We start from the raw sequence: 21,676 nt of genomic DNA, 5'->3' as shown, positions 1-21,676 counted from the left end.
CCAACTGCAGTAAGCGATCGCTTTCACTGGCAAACAGCAAATTTCAAACATAAAAAAGGGCATCCTAAGATGCCCTTTTCACTATTGCATTAAAGTATCAGAGGATTAGCTCAGAACTTTTGCAACAACACCAGCGCCAACGGTACGGCCGCCTTCACGGATTGCGAAACGCAGACCGTCGTCCATCGCGATTGGGTGAATCAGGGTAACAACCATTTTGATGTTGTCGCCTGGCATTACCATCTCTACGCCTTCTGGCAGTTCGATGGTACCGGTCACGTCAGTTGTACGGAAGTAGAACTGTGGACGGTAGCCTTTGAAGAACGGAGTATGACGGCCGCCTTCGTCTTTGGACAGGATGTACACTTCAGATTCGAACTTGGTGTGCGGCTTGATTGAGCCTGGCTTAGCCAGTACCTGACCACGTTCGATTTCTTCACGTTTGATACCACGCAGCAGAACACCTACGTTCTCACCAGCACGGCCTTCGTCCAGCAGTTTGCGGAACATTTCAACGCCGGTACAGGTAGATTTCGCAGTATCTTTGATACCAACGATTTCAACTTCTTCACCTACTTTAACGATACCGCGCTCTACACGACCGGTAACAACGGTACCACGACCGGAGATGGAGAATACGTCTTCGATTGGCAGCAGGAACGGCAGGTCGATTGCACGTACTGGTTCTGGGATGTAAGAATCCAGGAAGCCAGCCAGTTCAACGATTTTAGCTTCCCACTCAGCTTCGCCTTCCAGCGCTTTCAGAGCAGAACCGCGGATGATTGGAGTGTCATCGCCTGGGAAGTCGTACTGAGACAGAAGTTCACGCACTTCCATTTCAACCAGCTCCAGCAGCTCTTCATCATCAACCATGTCGCATTTGTTCAGGAACACGATGATGTAAGGAACGCCAACCTGACGACCCAGCAGGATGTGCTCACGGGTCTGAGGCATAGGGCCGTCAGTCGCAGCAACAACCAGGATAGCGCCGTCCATCTGAGCAGCACCGGTGATCATGTTTTTCACGTAGTCGGCGTGCCCTGGGCAGTCAACGTGCGCGTAGTGACGAGTCGGGGTGTCGTACTCAACGTGGGAGGTGTTGATGGTGATACCACGAGCTTTTTCTTCTGGTGCGTTATCGATCTGGTCGAATGCACGAGCAGAACCACCGTAGGTTTTAGCCAGAACGGTAGTGATTGCAGCGGTCAGAGTGGTTTTACCGTGGTCAACGTGGCCGATAGTACCAACGTTAACGTGCGGTTTTGTACGTTCAAATTTTTCTTTAGACACGGCTATATTCCTTACTATTGTGCCCTCCCCTTGTGGAGAGAGCACGGGATCATTGTGTTAAAAGCGTTGGCTTATTTGCCACGAGCTTCGATTACGGCCTGAGCAACGTTGTTAGGTGCGTCATCATACTTCAGGAATTCCATGGAGTAAGATGCACGACCTTTGGTCAGAGAACGCAGCTGAGTTGCGTACCCGAACATTTCAGACAACGGAACTTCAGCATGAATCTGTACGCCAGTAGCGTTAGATTCCTGGCCTTTCAGCTGACCACGACGACGGCTAAGGTCACCGATAACGTCACCGGTGTTCTCTTCCGGAGTTTCAACTTCAACCTTCATGATAGGCTCAAGCAGAACTGGTTTAGCTTTCTTAAAGCCATCTTTGAAGGCAATAGAAGCGGCCAGTTTAAACGCCAGTTCGGAGGAGTCAACGTCATGGTAAGAACCGAAGTGCAGACGCACGCCGAGATCAACAACCGGATAACCCGCCAGTGGACCAGATTTCAGCTGCTCCTGGATGCCTTTATCAACGGCAGGGACGTATTCGCCAGGAATTACGCCGCCTTTGATGTCGTTGATGAACTCGTAACCTTTAGGGTTAGAGCCCGGCTCCAGTGGGTACATGTCGATAACAACATGACCGTACTGACCACGACCACCAGACTGCTTGGCGTGTTTACCTTCGATATCGGTAACTTTAGCGCGAATCGCTTCGCGGTAAGCAACCTGAGGTTTACCGACGTTCGCTTCAACGTTGAATTCACGCTTCATACGGTCAACGATGATGTCGAGGTGCAGTTCACCCATACCGGCGATGATGGTCTGGTTAGATTCTTCATCAGTCCATACGCGGAATGATGGGTCTTCTTTAGCCAGACGGCCCAGAGCCAGACCCATTTTTTCCTGGTCAGCTTTGGTTTTTGGTTCAACGGCGATGGAGATTACCGGCTCTGGGAATTCCATACGCTCCAGAATGATAGGCGAATCTGGATCACACAGGGTGTCACCAGTAGTTACGTCTTTCAGACCGATAGCAGCCGCGATGTCGCCTGCGCGAACTTCTTTGATCTCTTCACGTTTGTTAGCGTGCATCTGAACGATACGGCCAAAGCGCTCACGAGCAGCTTTAACGGAGTTCAGCACGGTATCACCGGAGTTAACAACGCCGGAGTAAACGCGGAAGAAGGTCAGGTTACCAACGAACGGGTCAGTGGCGATTTTGAATGCCAGAGCAGCAAACGGCTCGTCGTCAGTTGCGTGACGCTCAGCCGGCGTGTCTTTACCGTCATCCAGAATACCGTTGATTGCCGGTACGTCGGTTGGTGCTGGCAGGTAATCGATTACCGCATCCAGCATCGCCTGAACACCTTTGTTCTTAAATGCAGAACCACAGGTAACCAGGATGATTTCGTTGTTCAGAACGCGCTGACGCAGAGCTTTCTTGATTTCTTCCTCGGACAGCTCTTCGCCGCCCAGGTATTTTTCCATCAGCTCTTCAGAGGCTTCTGCAGCGGACTCGATCAGGTTCTGGTGCCATTCGTCAGCCAGGTCCTGCATGTCAGCTGGGATATCTTCGTATTCGAAGGTAACGCCCTGATCTGCATCGTTCCAGTTGATGGCTTTCATTTTCACCAGGTCGATAACGCCGGTGAAACCTTCTTCAGCACCAATCGCCAGCTGAAGCGGAACAGGGTTCGCGCCCAGACGGGATTTGATCTGGCCTACAACTTTCAGGAAGTTTGCACCCATACGGTCCATTTTGTTAACGAACGCGATGCGTGGAACTTTGTATTTGTTAGCCTGACGCCATACGGTTTCAGACTGTGGCTGAACACCACCAACTGCGCAGTAAACCATTACTGCACCGTCAAGAACACGCATGGAACGTTCTACTTCGATGGTGAAGTCAACGTGCCCTGGGGTGTCGATGATGTTTACGCGGTGCGGTTCATACTGCTTAGCCATACCAGACCAGAATGCAGTAGTTGCAGCGGAGGTAATGGTGATACCACGCTCCTGCTCCTGCTCCATCCAGTCCATGGTTGCAGCGCCGTCATGAACTTCACCGATTTTGTGGTTTACACCGGTGTAGAACAGAATACGTTCGGTAGTCGTGGTTTTACCGGCGTCGATGTGTGCACTGATACCGATGTTACGGTAGCGTGCAATGGGTGTTGTACGAGCCATTTGATTCCTCTATATCCTGGGACGTTCAAGTTAAGTAACCCAAAGCGGGCAGCTTCATGAAGCGCCCGCTTGGGTAACACTACGAAGGATTTATTACCAACGGTAGTGAGCGAACGCCTTGTTGGCTTCAGCCATACGGTGAACGTCTTCACGTTTCTTCACTGCAGTGCCTTTGTTTTCTGCAGCATCAGACAGTTCATTCGCCAGGCGAAGAGCCATGGATTTATCACCGCGTTTACGAGCAGCTTCAACGATCCAACGCATTGCCAGAGCATTACGACGAACCGGACGAACTTCAACTGGAACCTGGTAAGTAGAACCACCTACACGGCGGGACTTAACTTCGACGGTCGGACGGACGTTGTCCAGAGCGACTTCGAAAGCTTCCAGCTCGTTTTTACCAGAACGCTGAGCCAGGGTTTCCAGCGCGGTATAAACGATAGATTCTGCAGTAGATTTTTTACCATCTACCATCAGGATATTTACAAATTTAGCCAGCAGCTCTGATCCGAACTTAGGATCCGGCAGAATTTTACGCTGACCAATCACGCGACGACGTGGCATAGGAATACTCCGTTGTTAATTCAGGATTGTCCAAAACTCAAAGAGTTTATTTTGACATTAATTTAAAACGTTTGGCCTTACTTAACGGAGAACCATTAAGCCTTAGGACGCTTCACGCCATACTTGGAGCGAGATTGCTTACGGTCTTTAACGCCGGAGCAGTCAAGCGCACCACGAACGGTGTGGTAGCGAACACCTGGCAGGTCTTTAACACGACCACCACGGATCAGGATCACGGAGTGTTCCTGCAGGTTGTGACCTTCACCGCCGATGTAGGAGGTGACTTCAAAACCGTTAGTCAAACGCACACGGCAAACTTTACGCAGTGCGGAGTTTGGTTTTTTAGGAGTGGTGGTATATACACGGGTACATACACCACGTTTTTGCGGGCAAGCTTCCAGCGCAGGCACGTTGCTTTTTGCAACTTTGCGTACGCGTGGTTTGCGAACCAGCTGGTTAACTGTTGCCATTAAATAGCTCCTGGTTTTAGCTTTTGCTTCGTAAACACGTAATAAAACGGCCTCATATAATATGAGGACGCAGAATTTTAGGGCTGAGCCGAAAAGGTGTCAAGAAATATACAGCGATCCGCCCTCACCAGGCGAACTGCTGGCTATGTTTTATCGTTAATCTGACGAAGTCAGTATAGCCGACAGGCTCAATTTTGGACGAAATTTGAGCAGAGAGGCCACGAGCCTCAACATCTTCTTGCAGAGCGCTAACAGTAATGGGGGCGGAAAGCAGTAATTCAAGCGCCCGGCTGCCATTCAGCGCGGCAATCACGCCGTCTTCAATAAGCAGTAAATCGTCACCAGGCTGGGCATAACGCAGAATCTCGGTGATATCACACTGGAAGGGCGACTGACGTAAGGTATGCAGCATAGGAGCCTCAGAAGGTAAGTACCACATCGTACTGATTCAGTTTTTCCCGAAGCGCATCAGGCTCAAGCGCTTCCGCATCGATAACCCAGGATGCCTGCCCCGAAAGCCCTCTTTCCCTTACTGAGGCAGCGCAAAGGAAACACTGTTCAATATCGTACAGCGGCAAAATGCGGAAAGTGGCGATGTAATCCCTGCCCAGCACTTTGGCAGGCTGTTGCCCCGGCAGCAGCTGTAGAACGCCATCGCCAACAAAGAACACGCCGATATCTTCTGACAGTGCCGACGTCGCCAATAATGCATCCAGCCCTTCCCGGCCAGCCGTGCAGCCGTGCGGCGCCGATCGAAAAACAAAAGCGACACGTTTCATTAGAACTGCACCATTCTTTCGCAGGTAAGCGCGGATTCTGCCAGCGCCCCGAGGCCGCTAAGCGTAAAGCCAGGCTGGAGATTACTCACCTTGAGCCCCAAAGATTTGGCCTGCTCTTCATCGGTCACACCGCGACGCAATGCCGCAGCCACGCAAATATGCAGAGCCACACCGTGCTGCGCGCTCAGGCTCTGCCACTCACGGACAAGATCAACTTCATCGCTTGCCGGGGCGGTCAGCTGATTGGCGTTATAAATCCCTTCACGGTAGAAAAAAACGCTCTCCAGCGAGTGTCCTTCCGCCAGCAACGCCCGGGCAAACAGCAATGCACTGCTTGCCTGCTGCGTCCCATAAGCCGGACCAGTAACCATCAAGGCAAAACGCATTACTTATCCTGACCGAGGAAGTCGCCGTTTTTGAACTGGCGAATGTAGAGATAAACGGTGTGTTTGGAAATGTTCAGCCGATCGGCAACCTGGTTGATGGCATCTTTGATGTCGAAGATCCCTTTTTCATAGAGGTTGAGCACTATCTGGCGGTTCTTGGCGTTATTTGAGACGTTACGGTCGGCATTCACTTCTTCAATCGTGAATTCCAGCGTTTGCATCACCAGATCCTCCACGGAGGACGCAAAGTTTACCGAAGACGGCACTTCCTGATCCTGAGTTTCCGGTGGAATAAAGGTCGACATGATCTGGGAGAACGGCACGTCGAGGTTCATGTTAATGCAAAGCAAACCAATCACACGCTGGTCGCGGTTGCGAATCGCAATCGTCACCGACTTCATCAGAACACCGCTTTTTGCACGAGTGAAGTAGCATTTAGAGACGCTGCTGTCGGCCCCGGTCATATCGTGCAGCATGCGCAAGGCCAGATCGGTAATTGGCGAGCCTATTTTTCGCCCGGTATGCTCACCATTAGCGATACGAATAGCTGAACATTTCAGGTCCTGCAGGGAGTGCAGAACGATTTCGCAATGGGAGCCAATCAGCATCGCTAACCCGTCCACGACCGCTTCATAGGATTTTAATATTTCGAAGTCGGTTTGTTCAAAAGGACGCTGGTCCAGCAAATCAAGTTCACTGGTTTCGTTGGTTAAAAGCGAATTGGACATGAAAAAATACCACCCTCTCAGATTGATGACAAACGTCCGGACAACGGGGTTCTCGGGCGTTTGGGGTAAATCAGCAGACTTCGTCCATTATTTTTATTGCTGCAAATTGAGCGTGTTATGAATAAAAGACGTTGCCAGCAATTTACTCTAAAGAGAGCCTGTCGCGCTTTGATGGTGTCAGGGCAGACTCATACTCGGTTGAAACGCTGCCCGCTAAGGTAATACAACGTAAGATGTGCTTTCCAGTCTTTATTCTCCTCATTACGCGTGGGGGGAATAAAGACTGGTGCCAAAAACAAAACCGCCGCCCGGTGGGCGGCGGCTCAAACAACCTGCTAATTACTTGCTTTTGGCTGCGTCAGCGGCTTTAGCATCTGCAGCAGCGGCTGGCTTAGCGTCAGCTTTTGGCGCTTGTTTAATGTCCAGCAGCTCAACTTCAAACACCAGCGTAGAGTTGGCAGGGATCCCCGGCACGCCGGTTTTGCCATAAGCCAGCTCTGGTGGAATAACCAGCTTGATCTTGCCGCCTTTCTTGATGTTTTTCAGGCCTTCGGTCCAGCCTGGGATCACGCCATCAAGGCGGAAGGACAGTGGCTCACCGCGGGTATAGGAGTTATCAAACTCTTTACCGTCGATCAGCGTACCTTTGTAGTTAACCACAACGGTATCGGTATCCTTCGGCGCATCACCGGTACCGTCTTTCTCAACTTTATACATCAGGCCGGTAGAAGACGTTTTAACGCCTTTCTCTTTGGCGAAAGCATCACGGAAGGCTTTGCCTTTGTCCGCGTTCTCTTTAGCGTCTTTCTCCATTTTCTCCTGAGCGGAGGCTTTTACGCGAGTCTCGAACGCCTGCAGAGTCTGTTCGATTTCCTGGTCAGACAGTTTGCTCTTATCCGCAAACGCATCCTGTACGCCCGCGATCAGCTGAGCCTTGTCCAGGGTGATCCCCAGTTTCTCCTGCTCTTTCAGGGAGTTTTCCATGTAACGCCCGAGCGATGCGCCTAATGCATAGGCAGCTTTCTGGTCGTCGTTCTTAAAGGCCGCTTTGCTGTCAGCCTGAGCCGCAGGTGCATCTTTCGCTGCAGCAGGCGCCGCAAAAGCAGGGGCATTAAGGGCAACGGCCATTGTGGTCGCCAGAAGCGTTACTTTAAATAATGATTTCATCCATTTCTCCAAGGGCCGGGGCCTCTCACCCCAGGGTTTCAAATAAGCTAAGTGACGTACTATAACGTCGTGAAAGAAATCTACACAATCTCTCAGCGAGTTATCGAGTCAAATTGAGATTCTTTTTGTTTAAAGAAGTTTCCTTCAACGTGCTTCTGCGCTGTAAAGCTGGGTCATTTTCAGTAAAATCACCGCATATTGTCCATCGCGCAGGCAAAAGAGGAACCGCCATGCACACTAAATCCACCGAACAACGGCTGGAAGATCTCGAGAGTCGTCTTGCCTTTCAGGAGATTACGATTGAAGAGCTGAACCAGACCGTGACGGCGCACGAGCTTGAGATGGTCAAACTTCGCGAGCATTTCCGTCTGCTGGTTGAAAAGCTCAAGGCCAGCCAGCCGTCGATGATCGCTTCAGAGTCCGAAGAGACGCCGCCGCCGCATTACTGAATAACAGACGTAAAAAAGGCCGCTAATGCGGCCTTTTCTCATTCACAGCGATCAGTGGCAACCACAGCCGCCGTTACCGCAACCACCTTTACCATGCTCGTGACCATGGTCGTGATCGTGGCCGTGACCACCGCAGCAACCCTCGTGATCGTGGTCGTGATGATGGTCGTGCTCACCGTGAACGTGGCCATGGGCCAGCTCTTCAGCGGTCGCTTCGCGGATAGCAACAACTTCCACGTTGAATTTCAGGTTCTGGCCGGCCAGCATGTGGTTACCGTCAACCACAACGTGCTCGTCTTCCACTTCGGTAATTTCGACCGGCACTGGACCCTGATCGGTTTCCGCCATAAAGCGCATACCAACCTGCAGCTCGTCAACGCCCATGAAGACGTCTTTCGGTACGCGCTGCACCAGGTTTTCGTCGTACTGACCGTAAGCGTCGTTCGCGCCCACTTCAACGTCAAACTTGTCGCCAACTTCGTGACCATCCAGCGCCGTTTCCAGGCCAGAAATCAGGGAGCCGTGACCGTGCAGGTAGTCCAGCGGCGCGCTCACCGGAGACTCATCGACCAACACACCGTCTTCTGTACGTACCTGATAGGCCAGGCTGACCACCAGGTCTTTTGCTACTTTCATGATATCTCCTGAACGAGCGTAGGGAAAAAACTGGCGCCGATTGTAGCGGAAATCTGCGCCGCTGTACCCTCTAGCTTAAAAAAAGCTGCTCCATCTCGCTAGTCGGGATGAAAAATCCCTATCACTTGCTCCTGCTCGCGAACGTGCTCGCGAACCTGCTTGTCGGCCTCTCGCATCTGATGGCCACACTTTACGCACTCAACGATATCAATGTTGTTCTCGCGCCACAGCGCGAGAGAATCCTTAGCCTGGCATTTGGGACAAACGGCCCCGGCAATAAAACGCTTACGCACTGACATTGGCTTCACCCTTATTCAAATTCGTCCCAGCCGTCCAGCTGCCGACGCTCTTGCTGCATTTCACGTTCAAAAATATCTTCCAGCTCACGCCGGGCTTCCCGCACCCTGGAAATCTGCGCACTGTCCGTATGAATTGGCATCAGTTCACGCAGCATACGCATATCCAGTCGGCGGAAATGTAATTGAGCCCGGTGCGCCTGGTGAGGATGCATACCCAGCGTGAGCAAGGCCTTACGCCCAAGCTCAAGGGCGCTGGAAAAGGTTTCACGCGAGAACAGTTTAACGCCGGCCTGCAACAATTCATGTGCCTCTACGCGGCCGCGAGCACGCGCCAGTATGGCAAGATGTGGAAAGTGTTGTTGACAGAGATGGACTATCCGCATCGTATCTTCCGGCTCATTGCAGGTGATAACAATGGATTTGGCCTCTTCCGCTCCCGCCGAACGCAACAGTTCCACTTCCGTCGCATCGCCGTAATACACCTTATAACCGTATTTTCTCATCAGGCTTACGGCGCTGATATCCCGTTCAAGAACGGTGATACGCATCTTATTCGCCATCAATAGGCGGCCTATCACCTGACCAAAACGCCCAAATCCGACGATGATAACCTGCGGATGATCGTCCTCAACGTAAGGCGTCTCCTCTGTTTCCTCGCCCGGATTAAACCGCCGGGCAAGAATCGCATCCACACCTTTCATCAGCAGCGGCGTGGTCATCATCGACAGCGTAACCGTGACCAGCAGCAGCGGCATTTGATCGCCCTGGAACAGCTTCTGTGAGGCCGCCGCGGAAAACAGCACGAAGGCAAATTCGCCGCCCTGGCTTAGCACGCCCGCAAACTGCAGCCGCTCAGAGCTGCGCAAACCATACACCCGCGACAGGCCATACAAAATGGTGGCTTTCACCGCCACCAGCGCAACCACGCTCACTGCAATCCACAGTAAATGGGTGAACAAAACGCCCAGATTCAGTGCCATGCCAACAGAGATAAAGAACAGCCCCAGCAGCAGGCCTTTGAACGGATCGATAGCAATCTCAAGCTCGTGGCGATATTCACTTTCCGCCAGCAGCACGCCAGCCAGAAACGTCCCCAAGGCCATAGAGAACCCAAGCGCATCCATAAACAGCGCCGAGCCAAGGACCAGCAACAACGAAGCCGCGGTAAAGACTTCACGCACCCCGGAGCCGGCAATAAAGCGGAAAACCGGGCGAAGCAAATAGCGCCCGCCCAATAGCATGCCGATAAACGCCAACGCCTTCAGGCCGACTTTAATCCAGTCGGTATGATCGTCGCCGTTTCCGGCCAGCAGCGGCACCAGCGCCAGCGCCGGGATCACCGCCAGATCCTGGAACAGAAGGACCGAAAAGCCTAGCTGACCGGATTCGCTGCGGTTCATGCTTTTATCGCGCATCAGCTGCAGCGCCATCGCTGTGGAAGACATCGCAAGGCCGATGCCGCCCACCACTGCCGCCTGCCAGGAAAAATTCGTCAGCATCAGCAGGCCCGCGAGCACCACCGCGCTGAGAATCACCTGCGCCGCCCCAACGCCAAAGATAGAGCGCCTCAGTTGCCATAGCTTCGACGGATTCAGCTCCAGCCCGATGATAAACATCAGGAACACCACGCCCAGTTCGGAGAAATGCAGGATTTCATCAACATCGCTGATAAACCCTAAGCCCCAGGGACCAATAGCGATACCTGCCAGCAAATAACCCAGCACGGCGCCAATACCTAAACGTGCGGCAACCGGGACAGCAACAACCGCCGCGAAGAGAAACAACACCCCCGCCAACAGTAAATCAGAACCTTCCATCAACGGCCTCCCATCGGCAACGGATTCGCCAGCCACTCACCATAAGCTTTCGCGTGGCTTTGCAGCTCCGGCTTAGACTGGCGGCGAGCCCAGTAAACGATAATCGGCATCAGCCAGTGCATCTTGCACATCGCCGCGGTGAGCTCAAAAGGTCGTAAAATTTCGGTTAAGGGGAAGCGGTTATAGCCGTCATAGCGATAGGCCCCTTCCGGCTCGCCGGTGGTGATCACGCTGCGCCAGTACTTTCCCGCCAGCGCGTTGCCTCCGATGCCGCTGGCAAAGTCCCGGCTTAGGACGCGATCCATCCACTCTTTCAGCAACGCAGGGCAGCTGTAGGTATAAAGAGGGTGTTGAAAAACAATGACATCGTGCTCCAGCAACAATGACTGTTCGTGATAAATATCGATAAAGAAATCGGGATAGTGCGCGTAGAGATCGTGCACGGTCACATTTTCAAGCTGCAGAGCCGGCTGAAGCAAAACCCGGTTAGCCACCGAGTCCTGGGATTCCGGATGGGCATACAGCAGCAAAACTTTCGGCGGCTGCGACATCATTACCCTCCAGGGCGTCGTCATAGTCATTATTTTGGGCTACCATGCAGCCCGACCTGTTGCCCAGGCGACATGTTAACGAATTACAATGACAATTTAACATACTCTGAACATACGGCGCTTTATGATTGTTTTCTCCTCGTTACAAATTCGTCGCGGCACCCGCGTTCTGCTGGATAACGCCACCGCCACCATCAACCCCGGGCAAAAAGTCGGCCTGGTGGGTAAAAACGGCTGCGGGAAATCCACGCTGCTGGCGTTGCTGAAAAACGAGATAAGCGCCGATGGCGGGAGCGCAAGCTTTCCCGGCAACTGGCAGCTTGCCTGGGTGAATCAGGAAACGCCCGCCCTTGCGATGCCGGCGATAGAGTATGTGATCGACGGCGACCGTGAATTCCGCAAGCTGGAAGCCGAGCTAAACGTCGCCAACGAACGCAACGACGGTCACGCCATTGCGCTGGTTCACGGCAAGCTGGACGCGGTCGATGCGTGGACCATTCGCTCACGCGCCTCCAGCCTGCTGCACGGTCTGGGCTTCAGCAATGAACAGCTGGAACGCCCGGTAAGCGATTTCTCGGGCGGCTGGCGCATGCGTCTTAACCTTGCCCAGGCGCTGATTTGCCGTTCCGACCTGCTGCTGCTCGATGAGCCAACTAACCACCTCGATCTGGACGCGGTCATCTGGCTGGAGCGCTGGCTGAAAAGCTACCAGGGTACCCTGATTCTTATCTCTCACGACCGGGACTTCCTCGATCCGGTGGTCGATAAAATTATCCACATCGAACAGGAAAATATGTTCGAGTACACCGGCAACTATTCGTCGTTTGAGATCCAGCGCGCAACTCGCCTGTCTCAACAGCAGTCGATGTACGAAAGCCAGCAGCAAAAAGTGGCCCACCTGCAAAGCTTTATCGATCGCTTTAAAGCTAAAGCGTCCAAAGCCAAGCAGGCGCAGAGCCGCGTGAAAATGTTGGAGCGCATGGAGCTGATTGCCCCGGCTCACGTCGATAACCCGTTTCACTTCAGCTTCCGTGCGCCAGAAAACCTTCCCAACCCGCTGCTGAGGATGGAAAAGGTCAGCGCAGGCTACGGCGAGCGAGTGATCCTCAACTCCATCAAGCTGAACCTTGTTCCTGGCTCGCGTATTGGCCTGCTGGGCCGAAACGGGGCGGGGAAATCCACGTTAATCAAACTGCTGGCCGGTGAATTACAGCCGCTGCAGGGTGACATCGGCCTGGCCAAAGGCATCAAGCTCGGCTACTTCGCCCAGCATCAGTTGGAATACCTGCGCGCCGATGAATCGCCGCTTCAGCATCTGGCTCGTATTGCCCCACGCGAGCTGGAACAGCAACTGCGTGACTATCTGGGCGGCTTTGGTTTCCAGGGCGATAAAGTCACGGAACAAACGGCGCGTTTCTCCGGCGGTGAAAAAGCCCGGTTGGTGCTGGCGCTGATTGTCTGGCAGCGCCCTAACCTGCTGCTGCTCGATGAACCGACGAACCACCTCGATCTCGACATGCGCCAGGCGCTGACCGAAGCGCTAATCGACTTTGAGGGCGCGCTGGTTGTGGTTTCGCACGACCGCCACCTGCTGCGCTCCACCACGGACGATCTCTACCTGGTGCACGACGGCAAAGTGGAAGCTTTCGATGGCGACCTCGAGGATTACCAACAGTGGCTGAGCGACCTGCAAAAACAGGAGAATCAGCCCGCGGAATCAGCGAAAGATAATGCCAACAGCGCCCAGGCCCGCAAGGACCAGAAGCGCCGTGAAGCCGAACTTCGCACCCAAACTCAGCCGCTGCGCAAGCAAATTACCCAGCTTGAAAAGCAGATGGAAAAGCTGAACGCTCAGCTTGCAGAAGTAGAAGACAAGCTGGCAGACAGCGCTATCTACGACCAGAGCCGTAAAGCCGAGATGAACGAATGCCTGCAAACGCAGGTAAAAGTGAAGTCGGCGCTGGAAGAGTGCGAGATGGAATGGCTGGATATTCAGGAACAGCTTGAACAGATGCTGCAGGCCGACTAAACGCGAACGTTTCCCTCTCCTCGCGAGGAGAGGGTTTGCCCTCAACGCCAGATAAGCAGCACGCAGGCGGCGGTTAACACGCCCATGCTGACGTTGAAAATAGCCCAGGAGCGACGGCTGCGCAGGAACAGGCCAATCAGGCTGCCAAAGGCTATCCAGATAACCCCGGCCACAATGTTCACCAGCGCAATCCCTACGCTAATCATCGCCACGGAATGCAGGTAGGCTGCGCCCGCCAGGCTGAAACTGGCTACCGCGCCCAGCGCCATCAGCCACGCTTTAGGGTTAATCACCTGCAGCAGGCCACCTTGCCAGAAAGGTACCGGAGACGGCGGGGCCGCATCCGTTTCCAGGCGCTCGTATTTCGCGGTGCCAATTTTCCAGGCTAGCCACAAAAGGTAAACGCTCCCGGCAATCTTCAGGATAAGGTGCAGAGCGGGGTAAAGCAGGATTAAGCTGCCTACGCCGAAGGCAACAAGCACTAAAATGCACTGCATTCCGAGCATGATGCCAATCATCAGCGGCAGGCTGCGGAAGAAACCGTAATTCGCCCCGGATGCGGTAAGTAGCGTATTATTAGGGCCAGGTGTGATGGCGGCGACCCAGAGAAAGCCCAGCATCGAAAGAAAAAGCGTTAAGTCCATGAATTGGGTGCTCCACACCCGAAGAATAATTAGCGAACTAAACGAAACTAACAGTGTGATATGGCCAGTACAAGTCCTTTAGAATTGAATATTCATCATGATGAAGGTGACGATTTCCGCCCGATGCGCGGACTCAGTAACCCGCATCTGCAAACCATGATCCCACGTTTGATTCGTCGTCGAATCAATTTCAAACCCCACTGGCAGCGGCTGGATATGCCGGACGGGGATTTTGTCGATCTTGCGTGGAGCGAAGATCCGCAAACCGCTATGCACAAACCTCGCCTGGTCGTGTTTCACGGACTCGAAGGCAGCCTCCACAGCCCGTATGCTCACGGCATGATAGAAGCGGCGAAAAAACGCGGCTGGCTGGGCGTGGTGATGCATTTTCGCGGCTGCAGCGGCGTGCCGAACCGTAAAGAACGCATTTATCACTCCGGCGAAACCGAAGACGGTACTTACTTCCTCGAATGGTTAAACCAGCGCTACGGTGAAGTCCCCACCGCCGCAGTTGGTTTTTCGCTGGGTGGGAACATGCTCGCCTGCCTGATGGCAAAACAGGGCGCTGCCTGCACGCTGAAAGCCGGCGTGATTGTTTCCGCCCCGCTGATGCTTGAGCAGTGTTGCTACCACATGGAGCAGGGCTTCTCGCGCGTCTATCAGCATTACCTGCTGAATCTGCTGAAGAAAAATGCCGCCCGTAAGCTGAAGAGCTACCCTGGCTCGCTGCCTATCGACCTCCGCAAGCTGAAAAGCCTGCGCCGCATTCGCGAGTTCGATGACTTAATTACCTCGAAGATCCATGGCTTTGCCGACGCGCTGGACTACTATCGCCAGTGCAGCGCCATGCCGCTTTTGCCGGAAATTGCCGCTCCGACGCTGATTATCCACGCCAAAGACGACCCGTTTATGGATCACCACGTCATCCCGGATCGCGAAACGCTGCCACCCAATATCCACTACCAGCTCACGACTTACGGCGGCCACGTTGGCTTTGTCGGCGGGACTCTGCTGCGCCCACAGATGTGGCTTGAGCAGCGCATTCCCGACTGGCTAACCCGCTTCCTGGACCACTGAAATGATCATTCCCTGGCAAGATCTCGACCCTGAAACGCTCGACAATTTGATTGAATCTTTTGTATTACGGGAAGGCACCGATTATGGTGAGCAGGAGCGCTCGCTGACGCAAAAAGTCGCCGACGTGAAGCGCCAGTTACAAAGCGGCGAGGCCGTGCTGGTTTGGTCTGAACTCCATGAAACGGTGAACATTATGCCGCGCGGGCAGTTTCGCGGCTGACCGCTGACTGGCAGGGTGATCTATACTGGCTGAAAAGTATAACAAGCAGATACAGATCTCTTTTCCGATCCCTCACGGAGTTTTCACCCTATGTCAGCCAAACACCCGGTTATTGCGGTCACAGGTTCCAGCGGCGCCGGCACCACGACCACCAGCCTCGCTTTCCGCAAGATTTTCCAGCAGCTCAACCTGCGCGCCGCTGAAGTTGAAGGCGACAGTTTCCACCGCTATACCCGCCCGGAAATGGACATGGCTATCCGCAAAGCACGCGATGCTGGCCGCCATATTAGTTACTTTGGGCCAGACGCCAACGACTTCGGGTTACTGGAACGAACCTTTATCGAATACGGCCAGACCGGCAAAGGGCAAGCGCGTAAATACCTGCATACCTACGATGAAGCGGTGCCGTGGAACCAGGTGCCGGGTACTTTTACGCCCTGGCAGCCGCTCCCGGAGCCCACTGACGTCCTGTTTTACGAAGGCCTGCACGGCGGTGTAGTCACCCCTCAACATAACGTCGCCGACTGCGTCGATTTACTGGTAGGCGTGGTGCCCATCGTTAACCTGGAATGGATTCAGAAACTGGTGCGCGATACCAGCGAACGCGGCCATTCACGGGAAGCGGTGATGGATTCCGTAGTGCGCTCCATGGACGATTACATCAACTTCATTACGCCGCAGTTCTCACGTACCCATATCAACTTCCAGCGCGTTCCGACGGTAGACACCTCTAACCCGTTTGCCGCGCGAGCCATTCCGTCGCTGGACGAAAGCTTCGTGGTCATTCACTTCCGTGGGCTGGACGACATCGACTTCCCTTATCTGCTGGCAATGTTGCAGGGGTCGTTTATCTCCCACATCAATACATTGGTGGTACCGGGCGGGAAAATGGGGCTGGCGATGGAGCTGATCATGGCCCCGCTGGTGCAGCGGCTGGCAGAAGGCAGGAAAATTGCCTGATGGCGTAAGGGCGGTCTGTATACCGCCCTTTTCTACTTAGGTTTCAATAATTTCGTAGCTGTGGCTAATCTCTGCGGCTTTCTCCAGCATCAACGTCACCGAGCAATATTTCTCTGCGGTCAGCTCAACGGCGCGGGCAACCGCACTTTCTTTCAGCTCTTTCCCGGTCACAACAAAATGCAAATGAATGCGGGTGAACAGACGAGGTGCTTCTTCACGACGTTCGGAAGTCAGTTTCACCTCACAATCCGTCACATCATGGCGGCCTTTTTGCAGAATCGACACCACGTCAATTGAGCTACAACCGCCCGCGGCCATCAGCAGCATTTCCATCGGGCTTGGCGCTTTATCCCCGGAGTCCCCGTCCATCAGAATTTGGTGGCCAGAAGCGGATTCGCCGAGGAAGGTCATGCCTTCCACCCATTTAACACGTGCCTGCATTTTACCTACTCCCGTAATAAAAATTTCTTTCAGATTACGCGTCTACGTGAAAACTGGCAACGTAAGGCGATCCAGGTCATGCTGAAACGAGACAATACAAGACACTAACCAAAAGCTATGCTAAAACAATCCGGATGCTGCTGCGATACAGAGACGTTTATGCCGTAAGCAGAGGAAACGACTAATTACAGGCCGCAGGGTTAACCTGCCCGCCAGCTCCCAGGGCTTGGGAAAATTTCACGATTGCAACGCCAGACAAGAGGTTCCGCGTCTTGTCTTTGGTAGCCAGTTTATAACAGAGGATAACCGCGCATGGTGCTTGGCAAACCGCAAACAGACCCGACTCTCGAATGGTTCTTGTCTCATTGCCACATTCATAAGTATCCGTCGAAGAGCACGCTGATTCACCAGGGTGAAAAGGCGGAGACGCTGTACTACATCGTCAAAGGCTCCGTAGCTGTTCTGATTAAAGATGAAGAAGGCAAGGAGATGATCCTTTCTTATCTGAATCAGGGTGATTTCATTGGTGAATTAGGTTTGTTCGAAGAAGGCCAGGAGCGTAGCGCCTGGGTTCGCGCCAAGTCAGCCTGTGAAGTAGCTGAAATTTCCTATAAAAAATTCCGTCAGCTGATTCAGGTCAACCCGGACATCCTGATGCGTCTTTCTTCCCAGATGGCGCGCCGCCTGCAGGTAACTTCTGAGAAAGTTGGCAACCTCGCCTTCCTCGACGTGACCGGCCGCATTGCTCAGACGCTGCTGAACCTGGCTAAACAGCCGGATGCCATGACCCACCCGGACGGGATGCAAATCAAAATCACCCGCCAGGAAATCGGTCAGATCGTGGGCTGCTCCCGCGAAACCGTTGGCCGTATTCTGAAAATGCTGGAAGATCAGAACCTCATTTCCGCCCACGGTAAAACGATTGTCGTTTACGGCACCCGTTAATTAGCCCTTATAAAGGCGTGTCGCTTCGGTAACACGCCTTTTTTGTCTCTACAATTCAGGCTATGTGGAAGAGATTAATTTACCACCCAGAAGTTAACTACGCGCTGCGGCAAACGCTGGTGCTGTGTCTTCCCGTGGCTGTCGGCCTGCTGCTTGGCAGCCTGCAAAACGGCCTTCTCTTCTCGTTAGTTCCCGCCTGCTGCAACATTGCCGGGCTGGACACGCCGCACAAGCGCTTCTTCAAACGATTGATCATCGGCGGCAGTCTGTTCGCTCTCAGCAGCCTTATCCTGCAGCTTCTGCTGCTTTACACCCACATCCCGCTGCCGGCGATATTGATCGTCATGGCTCTGCTGCTCGGTGTGACGGCAGAAATCAGCTCACTTCACGCCCGCCTGCTGCCCGCATCGCTGATCGCCGCTATTTTTACGCTCAGCATGGCCGGGAATATGCCGATCTGGAAGCCCATGGTGCTCTATATCTTCGGCACCATCTGGTACGGCGCCTTCAACTGGTTCTGGTTCCGGCTATGGCGTGAACAACCGCTCAGGGAGTCGCTCAGCCTGCTGTACCGCCAGTTGGCAGATTACTGCGAAGCAAAGTACAGCCTGCTGACCCAGCATACCGACCCGGAAAAAGCGCTGCCGCCGCTGCTGGCCCGCCAGCAAAAAGCCGTCGACCTGATCACTACCTGCTACCAGCAGCTGCATATGCTATCGGCCAACCAGCAAAACGGCTACAAGCGTCTGTTACGCGCTTTCCAGGTTGCGCTGGATCTGCAGGAACACATTTCGGTTAGCCTGCATCAGCCTGAAGAGGTGCAAAAACTGGTCGAGCAAAGCCATGCGGAAGCCGTGATCCGCTGGAATGCTCAAACCATCGCCGCGCGCCTGCGCGTGCTGGCAGACGATATTCTTTACCACCGCTATCCAACGCGCTTTACCATGGATAAGCAGATCGACGCCCTGGAAAAAATCGCCCGCCAGAATCCGGACAATCCAGTGGGGCAGTTCTGCCATTACCACTTCAGCCGCATTGCCCGGGTACTGAAAACCCAGCGGCCGCTGTACGTGAGGGATTTAATGGAGGACAGGGAACGCCGTTTACCGTTTTTCCCGGCCCTGAAAAGCTATCTCTCGTTTAAATCCTCCGCTTTGCGCAGCTCCGCGCGCTTAGGTGTGATGCTGACCATTGCCAGCCTGCTGGGCTCCTTCTTACACCTGCCAAAGCCGTATTGGATCCTAATGACGGTGATGTTCGTGACGCAAAACGGCTACGGTGCAACGCGGGTGCGCATTGTTCACAGGGCGGCAGGTACCATGGCAGGGCTGTGTATCGCGGGTATCACCCTGCACTTCCACGTCCCGGACAGCTACACCCTGCTGGCGATGTTAATGATTACGCTGGTGAGTTACCTGTTTATCCGCAAAAGCTACGGTTGGGCCACCATTGGCTTCACCGTCACGGCGGTATATACCCTGCAGCTCATCACCCTCAGCGCCGAGAGTTACATTATTCCCAGGCTGATAGACACTCTGCTCGGCTGCCTGATCGCCTTTGGCGGCATGATCTGGCTGTGGCCACAGTGGCAAACCGGCCTGCTGCGTCAGAACGCCCACGACGCGCTGGAGGCGGACCAGGACGCTATTCGGCTGATATTGAGCAACGATCCAGAGCCCACGCCGCTGGCCTGGCAGCGTATGCGGGTCAACCAGGCGCACAATGCGCTGTTCAACTCGCTCAATCAGGCGATGCAGGAGCCAGGATTTAACTCCCACTACCTGGCAGACATGAAACTTTGGGTGACGCACAGCCAGTTCATCGTCGAGCATATCAACGCCATGACCACGCTGGCGCGCGAACACAACATGCTGACGCCGGACCTGGCGCAGAAATATCTACAGTCTTGTGAGATTGGGTTACAGCGGTGCCAGCAAAGGCTGGAGTATGACGGGCCTGGCGGGTCGAACGACACGAATATCCTGGAATCGGACACGCTGCCCACGGGGCCGTTAAGCACCATGGAGCAGCATTTACAGCGGATTATTGGCCACCTGAACACCATGCATACCATCTCCTCGGTCGCCTGGCGCCAGCGGCCTCATCATGGGATCTGGCTCAACCGCCGTCTGCGACGCTCGGGTTAGCCTTAGCTGGCTACCACGCTGGCAACCGCTTTGGCGAAGCGCTGTATCCCTTCCAGGATATCCGCGTCCTCGACAATAAGCGAAGGCGCGAAGCGCATAACGTCCGGCCCGGCGTTCAATACCATCACACCTTCTGCCGCGCCAGCGTAGAGAAACTCGCGGGCGCGCCCTTTGTACTTCTCGTTAAGCTCTGCACCAATCAACAGCCCCATGCCGCGAATGTCGCTGAACAGATCGAACTGTGCGTTTATCTTTTGCAGTTGTTCAACGAAAAGCTGACGTTTGTCCGCCACACCTTTGAGGACTTCCGGCGTGTTGATGATATCGAAAGCCGCCCCGGCCACCGCACAGGCCAATGGGTTGCCGCCGTAGGTAGAACCGTGGCTGCCGACGTGGAACGCGGAGGCAATTTCATGGGTGGTCAGCATAGCACTTACCGGGAAACCACCGCCAAGCGCTTTGGCGCTGGTCAGAATATCTGGCGTGACGCCGTAGTTGATGTAAGCGAAAAGCTCGCCCGTGCGGCCCATGCCGGACTGCACTTCATCAAAGACCAGCAGCGCCTGGTGCTCATCACACAAATCGCGCAGCCCCTGCAGGAATTCCGGCGTCGCGGCGGTCACGCCACCCTCGCCCTGAATCGGCTCCACCACCACCGCGCAGGTATGATCGTCCATCACCGCTTTCACCGCCGCGAGGTCGTTATACGGCACATGAATAATATCGGCAGGTTTCGGGCCGAAGCCGTCGGAGTATTTAGCCTGTCCCCCCACGGAAACGGTGAACAGCGAACGCCCGTGAAACGCATTGTAGAAGGCGATGATTTTGCTTTTGTACGGGCTATGGCGGGTCGAAGCATAATAGCGAGCCAGCTTGAAAGCCGTCTCGTTCGCTTCCGTACCGGAGTTCATGAAGACGACGCGCTCGGCAAAGGTGGCATCAATCAGCTTACGGGCAAGTTTCAGGGCGGGCTCATTAGTAAAAACGTTGCTGGTGTGCCACAGGGTTTCACCCTGGGTTTTCAGCGCCTCCACCAGCGCAGGGTGACAATGCCCCAGTGCGGTCACGGCGATGCCTCCGGCAAAATCCACGTACTCCTTCCCGGCGGTGTCCCACACGCGGCTGCCTTTCCCTTTCACTGGAATAAATTCTGCTGGTGCATAAATCGGCAGAATCACTTCATCGAAGGTTGCCCGCGTAACCGCTGATTGTTCAGTTGTCATTTATTCCCCACCCGTTTTTATGCGTTAGACACCAATGAAAATATAATCACGAAATATGCATAAAAAACCAAAAACAGGCAAGTGACAATTCATCTCTGGAGGAAATTCGCCAGCAGCGCATGCCCCTGCTCGCTGAGAATACTTTCCGGGTGGAACTGCACGCCCTCAAGATCCAGCGAGCGGTGACGGATGCCCATGATTTCCTGTTTGTCCGTCCAGGCCGTGACCTCAAAACAGTCAGGCAGAGTATCGGGATCAATGAGCAGCGAATGATAGCGCGTCACGGTCAGCGGATTATTCAGCCCACGGAATACGCCGCTGCCGTTATGGCTGATGGCGGAGGTTTTGCCATGCATCACCTGTTCGGCCCGCACGATAGCCGCCCCAAACACCTGCGCAATAGCCTGATGTCCGAGACAAACGCCAAGAATCGGTAGCTGCCCGGCAAAGTGATTAATGGCGGCAAGTGAAATACCTGCCTCGGTCGGGGTACAAGGGCCTGGAGAGATCACCAACTTGTCAGGGGTCAGGCGCTCAATATCGTCCAGCCCAATTTCATCGTTACGCTTAACCAACACCTCCTCACCCAGTTCGCAAAAATACTGGTAGAGGTTCCAGGTGAAGGAATCATAGTTGTCGATAAGCAGTAACATGGCAGCTCCAGGGCA

The 21,676-nt window shown here is 54.1% G+C and carries 24 protein-coding genes; 7 read left to right on the top strand and 17 right to left on the bottom strand.

The genetic code is table 11. The annotated features are described in order from the left end of the window. Positions 1-105: 105 nt before the first annotated feature. The 9 genes from tuf to fkpA form a co-directional block, all read right to left on the bottom strand. Positions 106-1,290, bottom strand: coding sequence for an elongation factor Tu (gene tuf / locus ACREYP_RS01140; protein WP_038478205.1), 1,185 nt, complete (start codon positions 1,288-1,290; stop codon positions 106-108). Between the two features lie 71 nt (positions 1,291-1,361). After that, entirely contained in the window at positions 1,362-3,476 is a 2,115-nt protein-coding gene (gene fusA, locus ACREYP_RS01135; RefSeq protein WP_008457107.1) for an elongation factor G, read from the bottom strand. Positions 3,477-3,569: 93 nt separating this feature from the next. After that, positions 3,570-4,040: a 30S ribosomal protein S7 gene (gene rpsG / locus ACREYP_RS01130; RefSeq protein WP_008457106.1), complete on the bottom strand. Its 471-nt coding sequence runs from the start codon at positions 4,038-4,040 to the stop codon at positions 3,570-3,572. A 95-nt stretch (positions 4,041-4,135) separates the two neighbouring features. Continuing rightward, positions 4,136-4,510, bottom strand: a complete 375-nt coding sequence (gene rpsL / locus ACREYP_RS01125; protein WP_008457105.1) for a 30S ribosomal protein S12 — start codon at positions 4,508-4,510, stop codon at positions 4,136-4,138. Positions 4,511-4,634: 124 nt separating this feature from the next. Continuing rightward, positions 4,635-4,922 carry a sulfurtransferase complex subunit TusB gene (tusB, locus tag ACREYP_RS01120; RefSeq protein WP_336819089.1) on the bottom strand — a complete coding sequence of 96 codons (288 nt, stop codon included), beginning with the start codon at positions 4,920-4,922 and terminating at the stop codon, positions 4,635-4,637. A 7-nt stretch (positions 4,923-4,929) separates the two neighbouring features. After that, a complete protein-coding gene (tusC, locus tag ACREYP_RS01115; protein ID WP_166994597.1) occupies positions 4,930-5,289 on the bottom strand; it encodes a sulfurtransferase complex subunit TusC in 360 nt (119 codons plus the stop codon). After that, a complete protein-coding gene (tusD, locus tag ACREYP_RS01110) occupies positions 5,289-5,675 on the bottom strand; it encodes a sulfurtransferase complex subunit TusD (RefSeq protein WP_166994599.1) in 387 nt (128 codons plus the stop codon). The genes tusC and tusD overlap by 1 nt, the downstream gene beginning before the upstream one ends. Further along, the gene (locus ACREYP_RS01105) at positions 5,675-6,403 is read right to left on the bottom strand and encodes a helix-turn-helix transcriptional regulator (RefSeq protein ID WP_008457101.1); all 729 of its coding nucleotides are present in this window, start codon (positions 6,401-6,403) and stop codon (positions 5,675-5,677) included. Before ACREYP_RS01105 ends, tusD begins: the two co-directional genes overlap by 1 nt. 339 nt (positions 6,404-6,742) lie before the next feature. Further along, positions 6,743-7,570, bottom strand: a complete 828-nt coding sequence (gene fkpA, locus ACREYP_RS01100; protein ID WP_008457100.1) for an FKBP-type peptidyl-prolyl cis-trans isomerase — start codon at positions 7,568-7,570, stop codon at positions 6,743-6,745. Between the two features lie 230 nt (positions 7,571-7,800). Here fkpA and ACREYP_RS01095 point away from each other — a divergent pair, with 230 nt between their 5' ends. Continuing rightward, entirely contained in the window at positions 7,801-8,019 is a 219-nt protein-coding gene (locus ACREYP_RS01095; RefSeq protein WP_008457099.1) for a protein SlyX, read from the top strand. Between the two features lie 51 nt (positions 8,020-8,070). On the opposite strand, the gene slyD is transcribed toward ACREYP_RS01095, so the two are convergent. From slyD to kefG, 4 genes are all read right to left on the bottom strand, one after another. Continuing rightward, positions 8,071-8,655 carry a peptidylprolyl isomerase gene (slyD, locus tag ACREYP_RS01090; protein ID WP_008457098.1) on the bottom strand — a complete coding sequence of 195 codons (585 nt, stop codon included), beginning with the start codon at positions 8,653-8,655 and terminating at the stop codon, positions 8,071-8,073. A gap of 98 nt (positions 8,656-8,753) precedes the next feature. Beyond that, positions 8,754-8,954, bottom strand: coding sequence for a YheV family putative zinc ribbon protein (locus tag ACREYP_RS01085; protein ID WP_336819088.1), 201 nt, complete (start codon positions 8,952-8,954; stop codon positions 8,754-8,756). 11 nt (positions 8,955-8,965) lie between these two features. Continuing rightward, entirely contained in the window at positions 8,966-10,771 is a 1,806-nt protein-coding gene (gene kefB / locus ACREYP_RS01080) for a glutathione-regulated potassium-efflux system protein KefB (RefSeq protein WP_008457096.1), read from the bottom strand. Continuing rightward, a complete protein-coding gene (gene kefG / locus ACREYP_RS01075) occupies positions 10,771-11,322 on the bottom strand; it encodes a glutathione-regulated potassium-efflux system ancillary protein KefG (protein ID WP_008457093.1) in 552 nt (183 codons plus the stop codon). Before kefG ends, kefB begins: the two co-directional genes overlap by 1 nt. Positions 11,323-11,446: 124 nt before the next feature. Here kefG and ACREYP_RS01070 point away from each other — a divergent pair, with 124 nt between their 5' ends. After that, the gene (locus tag ACREYP_RS01070; RefSeq protein ID WP_336819086.1) at positions 11,447-13,351 is read left to right on the top strand and encodes an ABC transporter ATP-binding protein; all 1,905 of its coding nucleotides are present in this window, start codon (positions 11,447-11,449) and stop codon (positions 13,349-13,351) included. 41 nt (positions 13,352-13,392) lie between these two features. On the opposite strand, the gene ACREYP_RS01065 is transcribed toward ACREYP_RS01070, so the two are convergent. Continuing rightward, entirely contained in the window at positions 13,393-13,995 is a 603-nt protein-coding gene (locus tag ACREYP_RS01065; RefSeq protein ID WP_008457089.1) for a LysE family translocator, read from the bottom strand. A gap of 60 nt (positions 13,996-14,055) precedes the next feature. Here ACREYP_RS01065 and ACREYP_RS01060 point away from each other — a divergent pair, with 60 nt between their 5' ends. From ACREYP_RS01060 to ACREYP_RS01050, 3 genes are all read left to right on the top strand, one after another. After that, entirely contained in the window at positions 14,056-15,072 is a 1,017-nt protein-coding gene (locus tag ACREYP_RS01060; RefSeq protein WP_008457087.1) for a hydrolase, read from the top strand. Between the two features lies 1 nt (position 15,073). Beyond that, on the top strand, positions 15,074-15,292 hold the full coding sequence (locus ACREYP_RS01055) for a YheU family protein (RefSeq protein ID WP_008457083.1): 219 nt from the start codon (positions 15,074-15,076) through the stop codon (positions 15,290-15,292). A gap of 90 nt (positions 15,293-15,382) precedes the next feature. Then, on the top strand, positions 15,383-16,252 hold the full coding sequence (locus ACREYP_RS01050) for a phosphoribulokinase (protein WP_008457077.1): 870 nt from the start codon (positions 15,383-15,385) through the stop codon (positions 16,250-16,252). A 36-nt stretch (positions 16,253-16,288) separates the two neighbouring features. Here ACREYP_RS01050 and ACREYP_RS01045 read toward each other — a convergent pair whose 3' ends face one another. After that, positions 16,289-16,693, bottom strand: a complete 405-nt coding sequence (locus tag ACREYP_RS01045; RefSeq protein ID WP_336819085.1) for an OsmC family protein — start codon at positions 16,691-16,693, stop codon at positions 16,289-16,291. A gap of 312 nt (positions 16,694-17,005) precedes the next feature. Here ACREYP_RS01045 and crp point away from each other — a divergent pair, with 312 nt between their 5' ends. Together crp and ACREYP_RS01035 are read left to right on the top strand one after the other, a co-directional pair. Next, entirely contained in the window at positions 17,006-17,638 is a 633-nt protein-coding gene (gene crp, locus ACREYP_RS01040) for a cAMP-activated global transcriptional regulator CRP (protein ID WP_003852956.1), read from the top strand. A gap of 62 nt (positions 17,639-17,700) precedes the next feature. Beyond that, positions 17,701-19,785 carry a YccS/YhfK family putative transporter gene (locus tag ACREYP_RS01035; protein WP_008457073.1) on the top strand — a complete coding sequence of 695 codons (2,085 nt, stop codon included), beginning with the start codon at positions 17,701-17,703 and terminating at the stop codon, positions 19,783-19,785. Positions 19,786-19,787: 2 nt separating this feature from the next. Here the strand turns inward: ACREYP_RS01035 and argD are convergent, their stop codons facing one another. Together argD and pabA are read right to left on the bottom strand one after the other, a co-directional pair. Beyond that, entirely contained in the window at positions 19,788-21,008 is a 1,221-nt protein-coding gene (gene argD / locus ACREYP_RS01030) for a bifunctional acetylornithine/succinyldiaminopimelate transaminase (protein ID WP_336819084.1), read from the bottom strand. An 89-nt stretch (positions 21,009-21,097) separates the two neighbouring features. Next, positions 21,098-21,661 carry an aminodeoxychorismate synthase component 2 gene (gene pabA / locus ACREYP_RS01025; protein WP_008457069.1) on the bottom strand — a complete coding sequence of 188 codons (564 nt, stop codon included), beginning with the start codon at positions 21,659-21,661 and terminating at the stop codon, positions 21,098-21,100. Between the last annotated feature and the right edge of the window lie 15 nt (positions 21,662-21,676).

The organism is Enterobacter sp. TMH.L2 (assembly GCF_050847315.1).
Lineage (GTDB): Bacteria > Pseudomonadota > Gammaproteobacteria > Enterobacterales > Enterobacteriaceae > Cedecea.
Note: the sequence above shows the minus strand (reverse complement) of the source record. Positions and strands in the feature narration are given on the sequence as shown.